This is a genomic window from uncultured Bradyrhizobium sp. (assembly GCF_947648125.1).
In the GTDB taxonomy this organism is placed as follows: Bacteria; Pseudomonadota; Alphaproteobacteria; order Rhizobiales; family Xanthobacteraceae; genus Bradyrhizobium.
This window is the reverse complement of sequence record NZ_CANSMR010000033.1, coordinates 62768-83367: the sequence shown is the minus strand read 5'-3', so window position 1 is coordinate 83367 and position 20600 is coordinate 62768. Positions and strand designations below refer to the sequence as shown.

General features: G+C 64.0%; 20 protein-coding genes. 11 read left to right on the top strand and 9 right to left on the bottom strand.

The window, feature by feature from the left end:
- The 4 genes from Q0030_RS35080 to Q0030_RS35065 form a co-directional block, all read left to right on the top strand.
- On the top strand, window positions 1–749 hold a 749-nt coding region (locus tag Q0030_RS35080), incomplete at its 5' end, for an RHO alpha subunit C-terminal catalytic domain-containing protein (protein ID WP_298377960.1).
- A complete protein-coding gene (locus tag Q0030_RS35075) occupies window positions 746–1222 on the top strand; it encodes an aromatic-ring-hydroxylating dioxygenase subunit beta (protein WP_298377957.1) in 477 nt (158 codons plus the stop codon). The genes Q0030_RS35080 and Q0030_RS35075, both read left to right, overlap by 4 nt.
- A 7-nt stretch (window positions 1223–1229) precedes the next feature.
- Window positions 1230–2846, top strand: a complete 1617-nt coding sequence (locus Q0030_RS35070) for an ATP-dependent acyl-CoA ligase (protein WP_298377954.1) — start codon at window positions 1230–1232, stop codon at window positions 2844–2846.
- Window positions 2847–2872: 26 nt separating this feature from the next.
- Entirely contained in the window at window positions 2873–3601 is a 729-nt protein-coding gene (locus Q0030_RS35065; protein ID WP_298377952.1) for an SDR family oxidoreductase, read from the top strand.
- Between the two features lie 10 nt (window positions 3602–3611).
- Here the strand turns inward: Q0030_RS35065 and Q0030_RS35060 are convergent, their stop codons facing one another.
- From Q0030_RS35060 to Q0030_RS35045, 4 genes are read right to left on the bottom strand one after another with little or no spacing between them, the layout of a single operon-like run.
- A complete protein-coding gene (locus Q0030_RS35060) occupies window positions 3612–4094 on the bottom strand; it encodes a MarR family winged helix-turn-helix transcriptional regulator (protein ID WP_298377949.1) in 483 nt (160 codons plus the stop codon).
- Entirely contained in the window at window positions 4094–4591 is a 498-nt protein-coding gene (locus Q0030_RS35055; RefSeq protein WP_298377947.1) for a MarR family transcriptional regulator, read from the bottom strand. The genes Q0030_RS35060 and Q0030_RS35055 overlap by 1 nt, the downstream gene beginning before the upstream one ends.
- Entirely contained in the window at window positions 4588–6153 is a 1566-nt protein-coding gene (locus Q0030_RS35050) for an indolepyruvate oxidoreductase subunit beta family protein (RefSeq protein ID WP_298377944.1), read from the bottom strand. Before Q0030_RS35050 ends, Q0030_RS35055 begins: the two co-directional genes overlap by 4 nt.
- A gap of 13 nt (window positions 6154–6166) precedes the next feature.
- On the bottom strand, window positions 6167–8326 hold the full coding sequence (locus Q0030_RS35045; protein WP_298377941.1) for an indolepyruvate ferredoxin oxidoreductase subunit alpha: 2160 nt from the start codon (window positions 8324–8326) through the stop codon (window positions 6167–6169).
- A 685-nt stretch (window positions 8327–9011) separates the two neighbouring features.
- Here Q0030_RS35045 and Q0030_RS35040 point away from each other — a divergent pair.
- From Q0030_RS35040 to Q0030_RS35025, 4 genes are read left to right on the top strand one after another with little or no spacing between them, the layout of a single operon-like run.
- Window positions 9012–10118, top strand: a complete 1107-nt coding sequence (locus tag Q0030_RS35040; RefSeq protein WP_298377938.1) for a cupin domain-containing protein — start codon at window positions 9012–9014, stop codon at window positions 10116–10118.
- A gap of 44 nt (window positions 10119–10162) precedes the next feature.
- A complete protein-coding gene (locus Q0030_RS35035; RefSeq protein WP_298377935.1) occupies window positions 10163–11071 on the top strand; it encodes a fumarylacetoacetate hydrolase family protein in 909 nt (302 codons plus the stop codon).
- Window positions 11071–11502, top strand: a complete 432-nt coding sequence (locus Q0030_RS35030) for a thioesterase family protein (RefSeq protein WP_298377932.1) — start codon at window positions 11071–11073, stop codon at window positions 11500–11502. Before Q0030_RS35035 ends, Q0030_RS35030 begins: the two co-directional genes overlap by 1 nt.
- Window positions 11499–12239, top strand: coding sequence for a hypothetical protein (locus Q0030_RS35025; RefSeq protein ID WP_298377929.1), 741 nt, complete (start codon window positions 11499–11501; stop codon window positions 12237–12239). The genes Q0030_RS35030 and Q0030_RS35025 overlap by 4 nt, the downstream gene beginning before the upstream one ends.
- A 30-nt stretch (window positions 12240–12269) precedes the next feature.
- Here Q0030_RS35025 and Q0030_RS35020 read toward each other — a convergent pair whose 3' ends face one another.
- Window positions 12270–12851 (bottom strand): TetR/AcrR family transcriptional regulator, encoded by a 582-nt coding sequence (locus tag Q0030_RS35020; protein WP_298377926.1) that lies wholly within the window; start codon window positions 12849–12851, stop codon window positions 12270–12272.
- A 254-nt stretch (window positions 12852–13105) separates the two neighbouring features.
- Between Q0030_RS35020 and Q0030_RS35015 the strand changes: the two genes are divergently transcribed.
- On the top strand, window positions 13106–14296 hold the full coding sequence (locus Q0030_RS35015; RefSeq protein ID WP_298377923.1) for an alpha/beta hydrolase: 1191 nt from the start codon (window positions 13106–13108) through the stop codon (window positions 14294–14296).
- 82 nt (window positions 14297–14378) lie between these two features.
- Here Q0030_RS35015 and Q0030_RS35010 read toward each other — a convergent pair whose 3' ends face one another.
- Genes Q0030_RS35010 through Q0030_RS34995 form a run of 4 tightly spaced genes read right to left on the bottom strand, consistent with a single transcriptional unit; the run spans window position 14379 to window position 19092 of the window.
- On the bottom strand, window positions 14379–15092 hold the full coding sequence (locus Q0030_RS35010) for an ABC transporter ATP-binding protein (RefSeq protein ID WP_298377920.1): 714 nt from the start codon (window positions 15090–15092) through the stop codon (window positions 14379–14381).
- Complete coding sequence (locus tag Q0030_RS35005; protein WP_298377917.1) at window positions 15089–16858, bottom strand: branched-chain amino acid ABC transporter ATP-binding protein/permease; 1770 nt, start codon at window positions 16856–16858, stop codon at window positions 15089–15091. Before Q0030_RS35005 ends, Q0030_RS35010 begins: the two co-directional genes overlap by 4 nt.
- Window positions 16855–17898: a branched-chain amino acid ABC transporter permease gene (locus tag Q0030_RS35000; protein ID WP_298377914.1), complete on the bottom strand. Its 1044-nt coding sequence runs from the start codon at window positions 17896–17898 to the stop codon at window positions 16855–16857. The genes Q0030_RS35005 and Q0030_RS35000 overlap by 4 nt, the downstream gene beginning before the upstream one ends.
- Before the next feature lie 42 nt (window positions 17899–17940).
- Window positions 17941–19092, bottom strand: a complete 1152-nt coding sequence (locus Q0030_RS34995) for an ABC transporter substrate-binding protein (RefSeq protein ID WP_298377911.1) — start codon at window positions 19090–19092, stop codon at window positions 17941–17943.
- 224 nt (window positions 19093–19316) lie between these two features.
- Between Q0030_RS34995 and Q0030_RS34990 the strand changes: the two genes are divergently transcribed.
- Together Q0030_RS34990 and Q0030_RS34985 are read left to right on the top strand one after the other, a co-directional pair.
- Entirely contained in the window at window positions 19317–19637 is a 321-nt protein-coding gene (locus tag Q0030_RS34990) for a hypothetical protein (RefSeq protein WP_298377908.1), read from the top strand.
- Window positions 19638–19719: 82 nt separating this feature from the next.
- Entirely contained in the window at window positions 19720–20502 is a 783-nt protein-coding gene (locus Q0030_RS34985; RefSeq protein WP_298377906.1) for an aspartate/glutamate racemase family protein, read from the top strand.
- Window positions 20503–20600: the final 98 nt, after the last annotated feature.

The window sequence follows — 20600 nt, the reverse complement described above, 5'->3', positions numbered from 1 at the left end:
ACATGCACACCTGCAATTGGAAGATGCTGGTCGAGAACCAGACCGACACCTGCCATCCCATGGTGGCGCATGAGAGCTCGGCCGGCACCGCCATCAAGGTCTGGCAACGCGAACAGGGCGATTCCACGGAGAAGCCGATGGCGGTGCAGCTCTATGGGCCCTTCATGAGCCCGTACGAGTTCTACGAGCAGAGCGGCATCCGGATCTGGCCCAACGGCCATGGCCATACCGGCGTCGCCAATTCCATCCATTCGAATTATTCGGACGTCGAGGGCTATCTCGGCCAGATGGTCGCGGCCTATGGCGAGAAGCGGGCCCACGAGATTCTAGGCGAAGTCCGGCACAACACCGTCTATTTCCCGAACATCATGGTCAAGGGCGCGGTGCAGATCCTGCGCAATTTCATCCCGATCGCGGTGGACAGGACGCTGGTGGAGAGCTGGGTCTATCGTCTGGTCGGAGCACCCGACAAGCTCTACGAGCGTGCGCTGATGTACAATCGCTTCATCAACGCACCGACCTCGATCGTCGGGCACGACGATCTCGAAATGTACGAACGGGCCCAGGAAGGGCTGAAGTCGAACGGCAACCAGTGGGTCAATCTGCGCCGGCTCTACGAGAGCAACGAAGCGCCTGACGTCACCGCGGTGATCAACGGCACGTCGGAGCGCCAGATGCGGAACCAGTTTCATGCCTGGGCCAAATTCATGACCATGGACATGGACCAGCCCGGCGAGGCCGCGGAATGATCAGCGAAAAGACCATCACCGATTTCATCTATCGGGAAGCCGACCTGCTCGACACCATGCAGTGGCAGGCCTGGCTCGACCTGTTCCATCCGGAAGGGCGTTACTGGATGCCGCTGGAATGGCAGCAGCAGGATCCGGTGCTGCAGCCGTCGCTGATGTACGAAGATCTGATGCTGATGAAGGTGCGGATCGAGCGACTGGCCGGCGAACGCACCTTCAGCCAGAAGCCGAAGAGCCGCTGCCATCATTTGCTTCAGGCGCCGCAGATCCTCGCATGTGACCCGGCGGCCGGCATATTCAAGGCAAAGACGTCCTACATCTACACCGAGACGCGCGGTGACACGCTGGAACGCTTTTCGGGCTGGGCGTCGCACGATCTCGTTCAGGTCGGCGATGAGCTCAAGATCAGGCTCAAGCGCATCGATCTCGTAAATTTCGACGCGCCGTTCGGCAATATCCAGCTTTTCATGTGAGTGCGCCTTGACCTCAGCGACCACCGTCTATGCCCGCTTCCGCGAGACCGCCCTCCACCGGGGAGAAGCCGGCTTCCTCAACGTGCTGCCCGAGACGGCCGACATCTACGGCATCGCGGCCGGGGAGATCTCGTACCGTGCTATGTTTGAGCGGGTGGAGCGCTGGCGCACCGCGTTTGCAGACCGTGGTTACGGTAAAGGCCATCGGGTCGGGCTGCTGCTCCAGAACAGGCCGGTCTTCGTCGAGCTGTGGTTCGCGCTGAACGCGCTCGGTGTGTCCGTGGTGCCGATCAACCCGGATCTGCGGGTCAGCGAGCTCGAATACATTATCGCGCATTCCGAGATGAATGCCGCATTCGTGCTCGCCAAGCGACGCGACGAGGTCGAGACGGCGGCGCGCCAGGCCGGCCGGCCGATCCCGGTTGTGACCGACAGCGGCGAGATTCCGGCCCCGTTCGGCGGCGCGCGGCCGGCGAACCCCGGCGACGGTGCGAGCGAATGCGCGCTGCTCTATACGTCGGGGACGACCGGCCAGCCCAAGGGCTGCGTGCTGACCAACACCTACTTCCTGTATTCCGGAGACTGGTATCGCGATGTCGGCGGGTTGATCGATCTCAGCGGTGATGGCGTGCGCATGCTCACGCCGCTGCCGCTGTTTCACATGAACGCGATGGCGGTGTCGCTGATGGCGATGCTGTCGGTCGGCGGCAGCCTGACGATGCTCGATCGTTTCCATCCGCGCAGCTGGTGGAAATCGGTGCGCGACAGCCGGGCGACCTGCCTGCATTATCTCGGCGTCATGCCCTCGATGCTGATGAGTGCGCCGCCGACGGATGAAGACCGTGCGCACACCGTGCGGTTCGGCTTCGGCGCCGGCGTCGACAGGCTGCTGCACGCGCCGTTCGAGGAGCGCTTCGGCTTTCCGCTGCTCGAGGCCTGGGCGATGACCGAGACCGGAAGCGGCGGCGTGATCGCCGCCCATGTCGAGCCGCGCAAGATCGGCACGAGCTGTTTTGGGCGTCCGGCGCCCGAGGTCGAGGTTCGGATCGTTGGCGACGGCGGCAACGATGCGGCGGTGGGAACGCCGGGCGAGCTGTTGGTGCGGCGGGCGGGGGATGACCCCCGCTACGGCTTCTTCAGCGCGTACCTGAAGAACCCGGAAGCGACCGCCGAGGCCTGGAAGGACGGCTGGCTTCATACCGGGGATATCGTGTCGCGCGATGCCGATGGCGATCTTCATTTCGTCGATCGCAAGAAGAACGTGATCCGCCGCTCCGGCGAGAACATCGCCGCGGTCGAGGTCGAATCCGTCCTCAACCGGCATCCGGCGATCCGGCAGGCTGCGGTGGCAGCGACACCCGATCAGGTGCGCGGTGACGAGGTCGCGGCTGTCATCATCGCCGAGCAGCCGGGGGCAGGCCGCGCGCTGGCCGAGGACGTCGTGCGCTGGAGCCTCGAGCAGATGGCCTATTACAAGGCGCCGGGCTGGATCTCGTTCGTCGATCAGCTCCCGCTCACCGCGACCGAGAAGATCCAGCGCGGCGGATTGAAGGACTTCGTCGCGAAGCTGATGCGCGATGGCGCGTTCTTCGATCTTCGCGACCTCAAGCGCCGGCAGGAGTGACGCGTGCCGTTCGCAGGGAGCCGATCATGAGCCAGACCCGCACCACACTCATCACCGGAGGCAATTCCGGAATCGGCGAGGCGCTGGCGAAAAAACTCGTCGGCGAGGGACAGCGGGTCGTCTCGGTCGGCCTTGAGAAGCCGGACTGGACGCACGATCTGCTCACGGCCTATCGCGCGGACCTGACCAGCATGGCGGAGACCAGGGCCATTGCGCAGGAGATCTGCCGCGATCATGCGATCGATTGCCTCGTGCACAATGCCGGCGTCATCCTGCCGAACCTGCTGGCCGATGCGAAGCCGGAAGACATCCTGACGCTGGCGCAGTTGCACCTCGGCGCACCGATGCTGCTGACCCAGGCGGCGATGGAGGGGATGCGTTCGCGGCGGTTTGGGCGGATCGTGTTCGTGAGCTCGCGCGCCGCGATGGGCGCGGCCACGCGCTCGGCCTATTCGGCGACCAAGGCCGGCGTGCACGGCATGGCGCGGACATGGGCACTGGAGCTGGCATCGAGCGGGATCACGGTGAACGTGGTCGCACCAGGTCCGATCCTGACCGACAATTTCTGGGGCGTCATCCCGAAGGGCTCCGAGCAGGAGGAACGGATGGCGCGCAACGTTCCCGTCGGGCGGCTCGGGACGCGCGAGGACGTGGCGCACGCGATCAGCTTCTTCCTCGACGAGCGCTCGGACTTCGTCACCGGACAGGTGCTCTACGTCTGCGGCGGCACTAGCCTTGCTGGCCTCAGTCCATGATCGTGAGCGATCAGATCTGGTTCTGGCGGATGTTCTCGACCATCTTGGCCAGCACGCGGGCGCACACCTCGATCTCGTCGGGATCGATGCCGACCGTCAGCCGGTCGTAGTTGTTCTCCATGATCGGCCAGATCTTTCGTAGCAAGGCCTCACCGTCCGGCGTCAATCCGACGACGCGGCGGCGCTGATCTTCTTCCGCGATCTCGCGCTTGACGAGGCCCGATGACACCATCGACTCGATCATGCGGCTCGCGGTCGACTGCTCGGTGACGGCCAGAACGGCGATCTCGTTGACGGTCAGGGTCTTGTAGATGAACAGGACCGACAACGTCCGGAACACGACGTTGTTGATGTTGTGCTCGCTGAGATCGCGGTTCTGATCCAGGTTCCAGCGATTGGCGAGCCGGTTGAAGAGATAGGGAATGTAGCTTTGCAGCTGGTCCCGTGTCCGCGGTGGACCGGATTTCCATCTGCTTCTGGAGTCTTTGGCCATTATTTTTTGCGACCCTGCTTCTTGCTTTCGCTGCCGAGTTTCGAGGAGAGCGACCGCAGCACCGACAGTGCAGTCTCCAGCTCCGGGGCGGGAATACTTTCGAGCCGTTCGCTGAGATGCCTCTTGTGCACGTCAGCGGCCTTCCTGAACAGTGCTTCGCCCTTCGGTGTCAGGCGCACGATGAACGACCGGCGGTCCTCGCTCGACATCTCCTTGCTGATCAGATCGTCAGCCAGCAGGCGCTGCACCAGGCCCGAGACGTTGCCGCCGGACACTTTCAGGTTCTGCGACAACTGCCCGAGCGCCATTCCGTCCCTGTAACGGTCGAGCTGAGCCAGCACGTCGAACTTGGCCAGCGACAGCCCGAACTCCGAGCTCAGCATCGAATTCAGCGACGCAAACAGTTCGCCATGCAGCGACAGCAGTTGCAGCCACAACCGGGTTTCAATCTGCCCGAATACGGGAGCCGTGCTCTCCTTGAGTGCTGCCGGCATCATGCAAAACTCTTGATGGTCTGGATCACGCCGTCGAGCTCGTTGCCCGCGCTGTCCTTCAGCGCGGCTTCCCGCAGCCGGCGCGCCCAGTCCGCGGCATCGTCGCGCGGCGCGACCAGCTTGATCGCGGCCAGCGTCTTGTCGAATTTCGACAGGCCGCGGCTGTGGGTGTCGGAATAGCCTTTGACGAGGCGCCGGCATTGCAGGATCTCGACGCCCAACTGATAGTTTGCTCGCACGGCTTCGGTCGCGGCCTTGAGCCATTCGTCCCGATGAGCGGTCTCGATGGCGTGACGCAGCGAGCGGCGGCGCAGGCCGCGAAGTCCGCCGACCACATAGAGCGCGAGGAACCAGGGCAGCGAGTAGGTCCGTATCCGGCGTCCCTTGTTGACGCGACGGTCGAGCCAGCCGAGCAGGCGTGGCTTGGCTTGAAGCCAGCGGCCAAGACCCACTGGAAGCATGCCCATGACCTCTTCCATGCGGGGATGCATGAACTCGGTGGTCTGGAGCACCTGGCCCTCGGACAATTCGAGCTCGCCCTCGATCCGCGCCCGGCGGCCGGATCTGGTCTTGAGGTCGGCAACGCGGATGACGTCATCATAGGTCATGGCATTGGCGAGATATTTCGCGGCGGCCTGGGAGAAGGCAAAGTTTCGTTCGGCCCCACCGGCGCTGCGATCGGCGGCGTGGAGCTTGCCGAGGATGTCGAGATATTCGCCGCCATAGGCGACGTCCTGGAAATCGACGACCTTCTTCAGACCGGCACGGCCGATGGCCTGCACGGCCGCGGGTAACTCCTGCGCCAGCCGCGTGGCGAGGCCGGCAAGACGGGGATCCAGAGCTGCCGGGGAGGGAGTAGTGTCGGCCGGCTCCAATTGCGCCGGCGGCGCCGGGTCCGGGGATTTCGACTGCACCCGGTCAAACGCCGCCTCGAACGCGCGGACGCTGGCCTGTGCGCCTTTGTCGCCGGCGCGGATGACGTCGAGATAGCTCTCGCGGCTGAAGCTCAGCACGCCGGCGCCTGCGAGCGCGCCGAACATCGCGGCCGAGATCACGCTGCCGTTGGCGATCGCCAGCGCGTTCATGTCGAAGATGATCTCGGTCTTGGCGGCGACCCCGATGGCGCCGGTCACCGCGTCCTGGTCGGCGATGCCGTTGCCCGGCGCGATCTTCTCGCCGATCGCAAACGTCCGGTGATTGGATGCGATCAGCGTGGTGCGGTCAGGCGTCACCAGGCCGCGCAGGATCGAGCGGCCGGCTTCCATGAATTCCGCCGCCATCACCACGTCGACGTCGCCGGGTGTCGGCATCAGCGATAGGATCGGCTTGCGGCCGTCGAGCGGCGGCATCGCCTCGATGTAGTAGATCGTGGCGCCGGTGCGCTGGGCGACGCCGGGCACTGACGTCGACTGCGCGACCCAGCCATGGTTCTCGGCGAGCTGGACGATCCAGTCGGTGAGGACGCCGCCGCCCTGGCCACCCATCGCGACGATCGCGATCGAGATCGGCCGCTCGGTCACGTCACCTGCGGCAGGAAGCGCCAGCTGGATCGTTTCGTCTCTCATGCCAAGGCCTCTCTCATGCCAAAGCCTCGAGCGCCGGACGCCGGCGATCGCGACGCCGTTGCAGCCAGCCGATCACGGCCATGGCGACCTTCGACTTGAACTTGTCCCAGCCGGTCGGATTGTGAATGACGTCCGCGCGATAGAACGAGGGACACAGCACGGCGGCGTCCGCGACCTCGCCGCAATTGCCGCATCCGACGCAGGAATTGTCGATCGCCGCGACGGGATCGTCGCGCAAGGGGTCGTCGAGCTGCTTGACGGAGAGCGACGGGCAGCCGGAGAGGCGGATGCAGGCGTGGTCGCCGGTGCAGACGTCCTCGTCGACGCCGAAACGTTCCTTGACGGTGCGAACGCCGTCCTTGATCGCCTTGCTGATCTGCGGCTTCACGCGTCGCTGCTTGTTCAGCATGCATTCGGAGGACGCGACGATGACCTTCGGGCCTTGCTCCTTGGTCGTCAGCGCCTCCTTCAGCGTGTCGCGCATCCGGCCGACATCGTAGGTGCGATCGATCTGCCGGACCCATTGGCCGCCGATGCCCTTCACGGCCTGCACGATCGAGTTGTTGGTGTTCCGCCGCTTGCTCGTCGCGCGCGACGACAGGATGTCCTGACCGCCAGTCGCGGAGGTGTAGTAATTGTCGACGATGATGAAGACGCCGTCATGCTTGTTGAAGACGGCGTTGCCGATGCCGCTGGTCAGCCCGTTGTGCCAGAAGCCGCCGTCGCCCATCACGGCGATCGAGCGCTTGTCGGCCTTGACGTTGAAGGCCGAGGTCGAGGCCGGGCCAAGGCCAAAACCCATGGTGGTCGCGCCGATATTGAAGGGCGGCAGGATCGAGAACAGGTGACAGCCGATGTCGGCGGAGACGTGGTGCTCGCCGAGCTCGCTCTCGACGAGCTTCATGGCGGCGAAGATCGGCCGCTCCGGACAGCCGGTGCAAAGCCCGGGCGGACGCGCCGGCACGACATGCTTCAGCTTCTCGACCTCGGGATGGTTGAGCACAGGGCTCGCGTCCGGCGCCGGCGGCCGATTGCCGAGCAGCCTCGGCTCGGTCTTCTCAATGAATTCGCGCACGCCGCCGAGCAGCACCTGCGCGGTATAGTCGCCGCCCATCGGCAGCACGTCCTTGCCGTGGACGCGCGCCTGGATATCCCTGCGGCGCAGCACGGTGTTGATCGCCTGCTCCAGATATTCCGGCTGGCCTTCCTCGACGATCAGGACGGCGTCCTTGTCGAGGCAGAACTCCGCGACCTCGGTGTCGATCACGGGGTAGGTGACGTTCATGACGTAGAGCGGGATCTGCGTGTTGCCGTAGGCATCCGAAAGCCCGAGATATTGCAGCGCGCGGATGACGTTGTTGTACATCCCGCCCTGCATGATGATGCCGACCTTGCCCTGCTTCGGCCCCATCCATTCATTCAGCCTGTTGTCGCGGACGAAGTTGATGGCCGCGGGCATCCGCGTCCTGATCTTCTCCTGCTCATGCTCGTAGGCCGCCGGCGGCAGCACGATGCGGCCGACGTCGCGCTTCGGATTGTTCAAGGCGTCCTTGATGGTGTGGGCCGGCTTGACGTTGTCCTTGCAGGCAAAGCTGCCGTGCATGTGACAGGCGCGAACGCGCATCTCCAGCATGACAGGGGTGTTCGAGGCTTCCGAGAGCTCGAAACCCTTCTCGATCAGGTTGACGATGCATTCATGATCAGGACGGGGATCCAGCAGCCAGATCTGCGATTTCATCGCAAAGGCGTGGGTGCGCTCCTGCATGATCGAGGAGCCTTCGCCGTAATCCTCGCCGACGATGATCATCGTGCCGCCGGTGACGCCGCCGGAGGCGAGATTAGCCAGCGCATCGGAGGCCACATTGGTGCCGACCGTCGACTTCCACGCGACTGCGCCGCGCAGCGGATACATCACGGAAGCCGACAGCATCGCCGCCGCTGCCGCTTCGTTGGCGGAGCTCTGGAACACGACGCCGAGGTCGTCGAGCACGTCCTTCGCGTCGGCCAGCACGTCCATCAGATGCGAGATCGGCGAGCCCTGATAGCCGCCGACATAGGCGACGCCGGATTGCAGGAGTGCCTTGGTGATGGCGAGGATGCCTTCGCCGCGGAAGGTGTCGCCGTCGCCGAGCCGGAGATCCTCGACCTCACGAGCAAAAGACCGTTCAGCCATTGCACCCTCCAGAAATATGCGATAGCATACGTTTACATGTAAAGTAAGTCAACGCTGCGCCATGCCGCCAGGCTTTGCGGATCTCTGCTCCGGACGGCGAGTATGGGCTAGCGACAGGGTAGCGCCAATGCTGAAGCTGCCGCGGAGCACGCGAGCTTCGTGTCAATTCCAGGCACGACGGAATGATGGGACGTGTCGATCCAACGACGCCACGAATCGCAAACCCTCCGCACCGTCGTCCTGGCGAAAGCCAGGACCCATTACCCCGAATGGTCATTGTCGAGCGATCTGGGGCCGCAATCCCTTTCACAATCACATGCGGTGGTTACGGGTCCTGGCTTTCGCCAGGCCGACAATTGTGGATGTGGCGGCAGGATTCGATTCGACGACGCCACGATCGCGAACTCTCTTCACCGTCGTCCTGGCTTTCGCCAAGACGACGATGGTACGCAAGGCACCCACAGCTGTCATCGCCCGGCTCGACCGGGCGATCCAGTACGCCGCGGCCTCTCGGCTCAAGCACAGACGTCTCTGGAATACTGGATCACCCGCTTTCGCGTGTGATGACACCGCGTGGTGTGGCAACTTGAATCGACAGCCAGCTTCACCGTCGTCCTGGCGAACGCCAGGACGACAGTTTCGGATGTGGCGACAGGACGTCATGAGATAAGACTTGGAGGACAGGATGGGTGAAAACGTCATCGGCCGAGCCAATGTCGAGGATACCCCGGAGCTCAAGGCCTACTACAAGGACCTCGAGAAGTTCGAAGCGGCCGCGCTGTGGACGGTCGCCAACAAGATCGAGCCGTGGCAGCCGCAGTCGGCGTCCGTTCCCGTTCTCTGGCGCTACAGCGATCTGCGTGAGCACGTGTTGCGCTCCGTGGAACTGGTCTCGCCGGAGAAGGCCGGACGGCGGGTGATCTACCTCAACAATCCCGGGCGCCGCGACGTGTCGGCCGCGGTCGGTTGGCTCTATTCGGGCTTGCAGGTGATGCACCCGGGCGAAGTGGCGTCAGCCCATGCGCATTCGGCCTCCGCCCTGCGCTTCATCATGGAAGGCGAGGGCGCCTACACCATTGTCGATGGTCACAAGATGACGCTCGGCGCGCGCGATTTCGTGCTGACACCGAACGGCACCTGGCACGAGCATGGCGTCGAGGCAAACGGCTCGGTCTGTATCTGGCAGGATGGGCTCGACATTCCGCTCGTCAATGCGCTGGAAGCCAATTTCTTCGTCGTGCACCCGAACATCCAGCAGGAGGAGTCGAGCTATCCCGTCGACGACATGACTAAGACCTGGGGCAATCCCGGTCTTCGGCCGGCGGGCTCGCGATGGTCGAACGGCTATTCGCCGATGTTCAAATATGAGTGGGAGCCGACCTACGAGTCGTTGCGGAAGTATGCCGCCGCGACCGACGGATCGCCCTATGACGGCATCCTGATGAACTATGTCAATCCGATCACCGGCGGACATGTGATGCAGACCATCGGTGCGAGCATGCAGTTGCTGCGGCCGGGCGAGACGACCAAGTCGCACCGCCACACCGGAAGCTTCGTCTATCAGGTCGCCAAAGGACACGGCTATTCCGTGATCGGCGGCAAGCGGTTCGAGTGGCAGGAGCGCGATATTTTCTGCGTTCCCTCCTGGGCCTGGCATGAGCACGGCAACGCTTCGGCTAGCGAGGACGCCTGCCTGTTCTGCTTCAACGATCTGCCCGTCATCGAAGGGCTCGGCCTCTACCGGGAAGAGGCCTATGGCGACAATGCCGGCCACCAGCCGGTCGCGGCCTGACGTTTCCCCGCAGAATTCAACCCGAATAATCGGATCAAGCTCTCATGCGTCTTGTCACCTACACCTTGGGCTCCAGCGGTGCCCGGCTTGGGGTCGTCGTCAACGGTTTGGTTGTCGATGTCGCGCGCCTCGGTGCGTCACGCGGCGTGGTCTGGCCGGGCGATATGCTCTCGTTGATCGATAACGCCGTCACGCTGCTGCCGGCGTTGAAGGAATGCCTGGACAGCGCCAACGGGGCACTGCCGGTCGGCGCCGCGGTTTCGCTCGAGGACGTCAGGCTGCAGGCACCGATCCCGCGTCCGCGGAAGAACATCTTCGGGATCGGGCTGAACTATCGTGCGCATGTCGCGGAGTCGGCCAAGAGCCTCGACACCGACAAGGATCTGCCGAAGCAGCCAGTGGTGTTCTCCAAGCCACCAACCGCCGTGATCGGGCCGGGAGCTGCGATCCAGCACAATGCCAGCATCACCCGGCAGCTCGACTGGGAGGTCGAGCTCGCCGTCATCATCGGCAAGACCGCGACGCGCATTCCGGTCGAGAAGGCGATGGACCACGTCTTCGGCTATTCCGTGATGATCGACATTTCCGCGCGCGACAATCGCCGCGCCGGGCAGTGGATCTTCTCCAAGGGCATGGACACCTACGCGCCGTTCGGCCCCTGCATCGTGACCGCGGATGAGATTCCCGATCCGCATGATCTCAGGCTGTGGCTGACCAAGAACGGCGTCATGAAGCAGGACTCCAACACCAAATACATGATCTTCGATATCCCCGCCCTGATCGCCGATATCTCGTCCGGCATGACGCTCGAGCCGGGCGACATCATCGCGACCGGAACGCCTGAAGGCGTCGGCGCCGGCATGAGCCCGCAAGAATGGCTGTGGCCCGGCGATGTGGTCGAGGCCGGCGTCGACGGCGTCGGCGTCATCCGGCACCCCGTTGTCGCGATCTGATGACCTCGTTCTCGTTCGATCGCGAGCTGAGGTTCGGCGACTGCGATCCATCGGGGATCGCCTATTTCCCGTCCTACCTGAATATCCTCAACGGCGTGGTCGAGGAGTTCTGGACCACGATCGGGTTTCCCTGGCCGGAGCTGATCACGGTCCGCAGGATCGGCACCCCGACCGTGCATCTAACCTGCGACTTTTCGCGGCCGTCGAAGTTCGGCGATCGCCTGACGTTCGGCCTCTGCGTCGTCAAGGTCGGCCGTGCCTCGCTCCATCTGGCGCACGTCGTGACGGCCGCAGATGGCGTGCGCTGGCGGGCGCGCCAGATCCTTGCCGCGACGTCGCTGGTCGATCATCACGCAATCCCATGGCCCGATGACGTTCGTGCGGCTCTCATGTTACATCTGCAAGCCGGCGAGGAGAGGGCTGCATCATGATCTCGCTGTTCATGACGTTCTCCGATCCGAAAGGCGAGCGGCGAATTCACGCGGATGATCTTGCTGCTGCGGCTGCCCTCGTGGGGTCTACTCCGGGGATGGCCGAGGGCCTGCTGTTCACGCCGCTGGAGCAATCGGTCGATCATCCCCACAAGGCGGACGGGTCCGGGCCGGTATTTGCGCTGCAACTGCGATTTCCGAACCTGATTGCATGCGAGGCCGCGATGGACCGCGGTGGTGTGCTCGCGGGTCTTGCGGCAGGTCGCGGACTGCCGGGCCTAGCCGGATTGGACGTGACGCATCAGGCGATGGTGACGCGCGCCTTTCCGGTCGACGACGCCGCGCATGCGAAAGGCACCGTCACGCCGTGCAGCTACCTCGTGCATTACCCCGGGCTGGCCGACGACATGAATGCCTGGAATTTGCATTACCTGGAGCATCATCCGTCGATCATGCGAACCTTCCCTGGCGTCCGCCAGATCGAGATCTACACGCGGATCGATTGGGTCGACCGGCTGCCGTCGCAGCGGGTCGAGTACATGCAGCGCAACAGGCTGATGTTCGACAGCCCGCAGGCCCTTGCGCGCGCGCTAAGCTCCGACGTGATCACGCGGATGCGCGCGGACTTCGTCCGGTTTCCGCCGTTCGCGGGCGGCAACAAGCATTTTCCGATGCTGACGAGGATCGTCCCGGCAAGGGAGATGAGTGAGATGGGCAAGGGCGGAACGCCGCGATGATGGCATTGTAGCGAGAACGTTGGGCGCGGATCACCGCTCGGGGGCAGCCCACCTCCGGACACTGACATCCGCCAGCGCCTCGAATATAGCCGGCGTGCGTTCCAGGCGCGCGATCGTTCGCGCGCCTTCGAGGGCGGCCACCAATGCGGCTGCGGTAGAGGATGCGCGCGCGGGAGCGAAACCGCACCCTCTGAAATGCTCCGCGACAATCTCGGTCGAGTCAACAAATCCGCGCGCTACCCGTTTGGTCAGTTCAGCGTCGAGCGCGGGCAGCTCATTCGCCAGATTTTGCATCAGACATCCGTACTGGAAATCTGAGGCGACCATTTCGGCCGCGAATGTGCTGAAAATCTGATGAACGAAATTCAGGGCATCGCCCGTCGTATTCGCCGAGATATTCCGCAATACCGCAATTCTACCCGCAACGTAATGATCGATTGCTTCTTCTGCGAGCTGTGCCTTGCCGCGTGGAAAGTGAAAGTAGAACGATCCTTTGGGCGCACCGCTTTCTGCAATGATCTGGGTCAATCCAGTCGCCGTGTAGCCTTGGATGCGAAACAGTCGTTCGGCGGTGGCAATCGCGCGAGCGCGAGCGTCAGTCTTACGTGGCATGCCGCGAACGTAACACCTTTCGCTTGACGCTACTATGGCGATTGCCATACTATGGTGATCACCATAGTAGGAAATCCGATGATGCCCCTCGGCCAAAGTCCAGGCCAAGCGCCTGCACGCGGACGGTGCGTTCCGTCATGAGTCATCCAGTCAAGTCATTGGCGTCCCGACGAGCCGTCTTGGCGATGGGCGCGGCCGGCCTGGTTGCGGCTTCGCTTCGACCGGCCCGCGCAAACCCCATAGGAGGAACTGATTTGACCACATCAGCATATGGCGATGGAACGCTTCCCAAGGGGGTCCGCTCGCGCATGATCCATGGGGTCAACGGCCTCGATGTCCATATTCTCGAGGCCGGTTACGAAAGCCCCGGCCGGCCGCTCGCGCTGCTTCTGCACGGCTTTCCGGATTTGGCATACGGCTGGCGACACCTGCTCCCGCTGCTTGCTGACGCCGGTTACCATGTGGTGGCGCCCGACCAGCGGGGCTTTGGCCGCACCACCGGTTGGGTGAACGGCTATGACGCCGCGCTAGGACCGTTCAGCCTCTTGAACATGACGCGTGACGCCCTCGGATTGGTTTCGGCGTTGGGGTATCGGCGCACGGCAATGCTCGTCGGGCACGACTTCGGCTCGCCCGTGGCGGCCTATTGTACGCTGGCGCGACCTGACGTCTTTCCCTCGGTGGTGCTGATGAGCGCACCGTTCCCCGGTCCGCCGGCGTTTCCTTTCAACACTGCGGAAAGCGAGGCATCGTCGGTCCAGCCGAACACCGAAAATCAAAAGCTAGCGGCCGCGCTGGCGGCGCTCGATCCGCCGAGAGAGCATTACCAACAATACTTGAGCACACGGGGGGCGAACGATGACATGTGGCACCCCCCGCAAGGTTTACATGCGTTTCTTCGTGCATTCTTCCACGTCAAGAGCGCTGACTGGCTGGGAAATAAGCCGCATCCGTTGAAGGCGCGAACCGCCATCGAACTTGCACAAATGCCCACCTATTACGTCATGGATCTTGGCAAGACGATGCCCGAGACCGTCGCTTCATTCCACCCTTCCGCCGCCGAGGTCCAGGCCTGCAACTGGCTCACCGAGCCGGAGCTTGGCGTGTACACGGAGGAGTACGGCCGCACCGGGTTTCAAGGCGCGCTGCAGGCTTATCGCGTCTATTCCGATCCTGACCTGAACGCTGAGTTGCGCTTGTTTTCGGGCAAGACGATCGATGTCCCGTCGCTCTTCATCGGCGGGACGAGCGATTGGGGCACCTATTCGGCGCCGGGCGCGGTCGAACTTATGAGGACGAAGGCGGCGACGAGGATGGGCGGCATCGAGCTGATCGACGGCGCCGGTCACTGGATCCAACAGGAGCAGCCGGTTCGGCTCAGCACGCTCCTGCTCGCCTTCATGAAGGAGGTGGGTGTGCGTAGCGCCGAGCCGGCAAGCCATTGATGTTGCTGTGGCCGGCTACTGTGCATGGGGTTGTTTTCGACGTTTTTGGTGTGCGGCTCGCCGGGACCGACTCAAACCGGTCTCAGTGTCCGCCGAGATAGGCCGTGATCAGCCGGGGATCGTGGATCAGATCCTTGGCAGGGCCGGACTGCACGATCTCGCCGGTCTCCAGCACGTAACCATAGTCAGCGGTCTCGAGCGCGGCACGGGCGTTCTGCTCGACCAGCAGGATGGATACACCCAGTTCGCGCAAGGACGCGATGGTGCGAAAGATCTCGCGCACGATCAACGGCGCAAGGCCGAGGCTGGGCTCGTCGAGCATCAGCAGCGCGGGCTTGGCCATCAGCGCACGTCCGAGCGCAAGCATCTGGCGCTCGCCGCCGGACAGCGTGCCTGCGGCCTGACGTTGCCGCTCCTTCAGCCGTGGGAAACGATCATAGACCTCATCCAGCGCCTTTCCGACACCCGAGCGATCGCGCAGGCTGTAGGAGCCGAGCAGAAGGTTATCGGCGACCGACATGTCGGAGAACAGTTCGCGCTTCTCCGGAACCAGGCAGAGCCTGCGCTCGACGCGATCCTCGACCGACATCTTACCGAGATCGTTGCCGCGGAATGCCATGCGGCCACGCGATCCGAGCAGCCCGATGGCGGCCATCAGCAGCGTGGTCTTGCCGGCGCCGTTCGGGCCGATCACGGTGACGATCTGTCCCTCGTCGACCGACAGCGAGACATTACGCACGGCCTCGACGTTGTCGTAGCAGACGGTCACGTCGGTCATGGAGAACATCTCGCTCATGCGACGCCTCCGAGATAGGCCTCTTGCACCCGCTCGTCGTTGCGGATCGCGCTCGGGATGCCCTCGCAAAGCTTGGAGCCGAAATCGAGCACCACGATGCGGTCGACCAGCGACATCACGAACTCCATGTCGTGCTCGACGATGAGAATGGTCAGGTGGTCCGCGCGCAGCGAGCGGAGCAGCTCCGCCAATCTCAGCTTTTCCTGGCGGCGCAGGCCCGCCGCCGGCTCGTCCAGCACCAGGAGGGCGGGATCCGCGGCGAGCGCGCGTGCGATCTCCAGGATGCGCTGGTTGCCGAGGGGAAGATTGCCGGCGAGCTCGAACGGCTTGTCGCCGAGCCCGACGCGCTCGAGCTGCATCAGCGCCTCGTGCCGGGCGCTGGCTTCCTCGCGCTGATTGAGGCGAAAGGCGCCGGCGAACAGGCCGGTGCGGGTCCGGCTGTGAGTGCCGAGCATGACGTTCTCCAGCAGGCTCATGCGCGGCCGCAGCTTGACATGCTGGAAGGTCCGGGCGACGCCGGCCTTGGCGATGCGGGATTGCGCATCATGCGTGATCGGGCGGCCCGCAAAGACGATCTCGCCCTTGTTGACCCGCAGCGCGCCGGTCAGGCAGTTGAACATCGTGCTCTTGCCGGCGCCGTTCGGACCGATGACGGCAAGTATCTCGCCGGATCTCACCTCGAAGCTGACATTGTTGACCGCGACGAGGCCACCGAACCGGCGCTCGGCGCCGTCGACCTTCAGAAGAAGCTCGCCCGGTGCCGGTTGCGGACGGCGCGGTAGCGGCGGTGCCGGCTGCGGCCGCTCGCGCCTGGTCTTCGGCAGATAGCGCGCAATCGAGGGGACGATGCCCTGCCGCGCCCATTGCAGGAACAGGATGAACAGCGCGGAGAAGGCGACGATCTCGAGTTGCCCGGATGCGCCCTTGGCGATCAGCGGCAGATAATCCTGCACGCTGTTCTTCAGCAGGGTCACGATGGCGGCGCCGACGACACCGCCGAGCAGGCTACCCGCGCCACCGACCATCGTCATCATCAGATATTCGATGCCCATGCTGGCATCGAACGGACCCGGGCTGATGAAGCGGCTCATATGTGCGTAAAGCCATCCGGAGAGCGAGGCCAGGAACGCCGCGATCACGAAGGTCACGAGCTTGATCCGGAAGGCGTTGATGCCGAGGCTCTCGACCAGCGTATTGCCGCCGCGCAGTGCCCGCATGGCGCGGCCGAGCCGCGAGTCCAGCAGATTGTAGCCGAGCAGGAGCACCAAGGCGACGATGCCCCAGATCAGATAATAGATCTGGGCGCTGGAGACGAGCGCGAACGAGCCAAGATGGATCGGCGGGATCGACGAGATGCCGTTGAAGCGGCCGAGCCCCTCGACATTGCCGAACAGGAAGCCGATCGCAAGGCCCCATGCGACGGTCGAGAGCGAGAGGAAATGGCCCTGGAGGCGCAGGGTAACGACGCCGAGGATGGCCGCGACGCTGCAGGTCAGCGCCACCCCGAACAACAGGCCGAGCCAGGGCGATTGCCCGTTCAGGGCAGAGACCCACGCTGTCGCATAGGCGGCGATGCCGACGAACGCGGCCTGTCCGAACGACACGATGCCGCCGACGCCGGTGAGGAGCGCAAGGCCGATGGCGACGAGCGAGTAGATGCCGATATAGTTCATCAGCGTGACGCTGAACGGGCTCAGCACGAGGGGCGCGAGCGCAAGGCACGCCAGTGCCGCTACCGCTGCGAGCTGCACATGAAGGCGCGTCATTCCTCGATCTCCTCCTCGGAATGCAGCGAGGCGAGCGATCGCCAGATCAGAATCGGGATCAGCAGCGAGAACACGATCACGTCCTTCAAGGCACTGCTCTGGAAGGATGCGAAGCTTTCGAGGATGCCGACCCCGACTGCGCCGATCGCGGCACCGGGATAGCTGGTCATACCGCCGACGATGGCGCCGACGAATGCCTTGAGCCCGATCAGGAAGCCGGAATCGTAGAACACGGTATTCACCGGCGCGATCAGGATCCCGGATACGCCGGCCATCAGCGAGCCCAAGAGGTAGGCGATGGTGCCGGCCCGTGCCGGCCGGATCCCCATCAGCCGCGAGCCGGTGCGGTTCACCGCGGTGGCGCGGAGCGATTTGCCGACCAGCGTGAAGTCGAAGAAGAGATAGAGAAGACCGCTGAAGACCAGCGCGGCGATCACGATCAGCATGGTCTGGCCCGAGATCAGGACGCCGGCGAACTCCGTCGACAACGACGTCAGCGGCTCGGTCCGGACCCCTTCGGGGCCGAAGAACAGTAGGCCAAGGCCGACTAGCGCGAAGTGCAGCGCCACGGAGACCGTCAGCAGCAGCAGCACCGTGCCGTCGGCGATCGGGCGGAAGACGATCCGGTCAAGCAGAGGGGCGATCGGCGTGATCAGCATCAGCGCGAGCACGAGCCGGACCGCGAGCGGCGGGTCTATGCGCATGGTGAGCCAGGCCACGCCGACCACTGCCAATGGAACGGCGAGATAGAATAGAAGCGCGCGTGGCAGCAGGCGAAGCTCGCCGTTGTGAACGAGCGAAATGGTCTCGATCACGGTCGCAAGGCACGCCAGCACCACGACCAGCGCGCCGGTTCCGGGAAAGCGCTTGGCATCGAGCGCCGCAAGCGTCAGCGCAGTGAAGGCGGCGATGTCGCCGAACGGAATGAAGATGACCCGTGTCACCGTGAAGATGAGCACGGTTCCGATTGCCACCAGCGCGTAGACCGCACCGGTGGCGATCCCGTCGATCGCAAGGATGGCCGCGATGTCGCTCGTCATTGAGACGCCGTTCCCCCGTTCTGACCACCGGCCATCTTCCGCTTATGGCGCGTACTTCCAGACGCCGCCGGTCAGGCGGACAACCACCAGCGAGCGCTCGTCGACGCCGGTCACCGCACCGGGCTTGAAGTTGTAGACGGCATGCACGCCGGGCAGTTCCTTGGTGCTGAGGATGGCGTCGCGCAGCGCGGTGCGGAATTCCGTTGTGCCGGGCTTCGCGGTCTTCAGCGCCCGCTCGGCGGCGTTGGCGAAGATCAGCCAGGCATCGAAGGAGTAGGCGGAGAACCCGTCGGTGGTCGGAATGTTGTGGGTCTTCTGGTAGACCGCGCGGAAATCGAGCGCGATCTTCTTGGCGAAATGCTCGTCCGGAAGCTGCTCGGCCACGATCACCGGGCCGGCGGAGACCTGAATGCCCTCGGCGGCCTTGCCACCGACGGTGACGAAGTCCGGATTGACCAGCGCCACGGTGCCGTAGGTATTCCCCTTGAAACCGCGCTCCGACAGCGTGATGAGGGGCAGCGCGCCTTGCGTACCGGAGCCGCCGATCAGCACCGCGTCGGGACGTGCGGCCATGACCTTGAGGATCTGCGCGGTCACCGAGGTATCGATGCGGGCATAGCGCTCGTTGGTCTGGATCGTGATGTCGTCAGTGGGCTCGGCGGCCTTGGCTCCGTTGTAGACGAGATCGCCCCACGCATCGGAGAAGCCGATATAGCCGATGTTCTTCTTGCCGTCGCGCTTCATCCGGTCGGCGACGATCTTGACGAGCAGCGAAGCCGGCTGCGGCACCGCGACGACCCATTGCTCCGGCGAGTCCGGAAGCTTGCCGACTGGTGAGATCGAGATCATCGGTACCTTCAATTCGCTAGCGACGGCCGCCATGGCGATGGTCGAAGGGGTCGTCGCGGTGCCGATCAGCAAATCGACCTTCTCTTCTTCCACGAGCTTGCGCGCGTTGCGCGTCGCGGCCGACGGATCGGAACCGTCGTCGAGTTGGATCAGGCGGATGGTCTCGCCGTTGATCGTCTTCTTGTATTCATAGGCGGCATTGATGCCGCGCCCGTAGGGGATGCCGATCGACGCGCCGTTGCCGCTCAGCGAGGTGACGAAGCCGATCGTGATGTCGGCTTGCGCAGCCGGTGCCGCGAAAACGCCGGCGACAAGTGCGAGTAAGCCCAGGGTCTTCTGCCGCATTTGCGTTGTCCTCCGTTGATGCTGGGTACGATTGTCCGGCAGCCGGGCAGGTGCCCGCGCTGTGCACGAACCGATTGAAGGCATTGCTGCAGCGCCAGACGCCGGGCGCGGCGAGAGGGAAGTTCGCTGGGCCGGGGCGTCAGCGGTCATGGCGAGATGTGCCGCTCGAATTGCGGGCGAGCCTGCAGCAGCCGGCGTGCATCTGTCGAAAAGAATGAAAGCGAATGCCGCAGCCGCGATGCGCGACCGGCGATGTTGTTGCCGGCCATTCAGGCCCGACGATAGTCCACGCGATTGAGTTTCTCAAAATCGGTGCCCTGCAACATCATCGTCATGGCCATCGGCATTGGCCGATGGTCGATTACTTAAAGCCTAAAGTATTCTCCGTGGCGCCGTCAACACGTGTCACGGGGCTGTCAGAAAAAAATGTTGCTGCATACAATTCGGTCAGAGTGCGCCATTTCCTTCACCTCTTCGTCCCGAAAAACGGGCCTTCCTGTCGCGAAGGCAAGGCCCCCTTGGCGGGCTCCATGCTGCGCATTTGACGGGTCAATTAGTTTATGGTTGAAATATCTCCGTCGGCAGGCCGACGGCCGATGCTCCCGTCACCGTTTGAGGAGAAGGGCGATGCGCATCTTCTGGCAGAGTTTCGTCGATGCGAGCGTGAACGCGCCTTACATGGCGCGGCTGTCGGAGTACCTCAACACGATCGCTGCGCCCGGCACGACGGTTCACGTCGAGGGCATTTCGCCGCCGGACCGGGAGTTCGGCCGGCTTGCCGAATTGCGCTGCGCGGTTCAGGCGATCGACAACGGCATCGCGGCCGAACAGAGCGGGTTCGACGCCTTCGTGATGGGCCACTTCCAGGATCCCGGTCTTTACGAACTCCGCTCGACGCTCGACATTCCCGTGATCGGGACCGGCGAGGCGACGCTGCTTGCGGCCTCGCAACTCGGCCGGCGCCTAGGCCTCGTCACGCTCGATCCGGTCTTCGAGGTCTGGCACTACGAGCAGGCCGAACGTTACGGCCTCGGTGATCGCGTCGTCCACGTGACCGGCCTCGGCTGCAAGCCGGAGGATTTCGCGGGTGCGTTCGCCGGCGATCGGGCGGCGCACGCGCGGATGATCGAGGATTTCCTGGCCTGCGCCCTGCCGCTGGTGCAGCGCGGAGCCGACGTGGTGATCCCCGCCGGCGTGCTACCGGGCCTCTTGATCGGACGGGAGCACGGCCTGAAGGTCGGGCACGCGCCGGTCGTGAACTGCGCCGCGGTGGCGTTGAAGAGCGCAGAGATGTGGGTGCAGCTGAGGCAGCTCAACGGCACCGAGCCGAGCCGCGGGCCGAGCTTCAAGCGAGCCAGTGCCCAGGCACGTGACGATTTCCGGGCGATGCTCGCGCGCAACAAGCGCTAGCGCCCGAACAGCCGACCAGCTCTGGAGAGCCAGACGTGACGAGATCCGAGAAGGTGCCTCTGTTCGAATACGAGTCGTGGCAGTATCGATGTGTAGCT